This is a genomic window from Emticicia sp. W12TSBA100-4, assembly GCF_040253585.1.
Lineage (GTDB): Bacteria > Bacteroidota > Bacteroidia > Cytophagales > Spirosomataceae > Emticicia.
This window is the reverse complement of sequence record NZ_JBELAU010000125.1, coordinates 1-220: the sequence shown is the minus strand read 5'-3', so window position 1 is coordinate 220 and position 220 is coordinate 1. Positions and strand designations below refer to the sequence as shown.

The 220-nt window shown below is 40.9% G+C and carries 1 protein-coding gene; it reads left to right on the top strand.

Features of this window, described 5'->3' with window-relative positions:
* Positions 1-220 (top strand): hypothetical protein (locus ABR854_RS26060; RefSeq protein ID WP_350268761.1); only part of this gene is annotated, 220 nt, incomplete at both ends.

The following is a 220-nucleotide window of genomic DNA, read 5'->3' as shown; positions in this document are numbered from 1 at the left end:
TTCAGTAAGTATTCCTTATACTACTTGTGATAATGGAACACCACAGGCTTGTGCTATGGCTACATTAAACATTAATGTAACACCAGCATCAGCAGTATTGAATCCTGATTTTGCAGTAGTACAGCCAAATGCACAGACAACGGGAAATGTAAGTACGAATGATAAGAATGTACCAGCAGGTACGACATATGGTACACCAGTACCAGTGCAGGGTAATCCG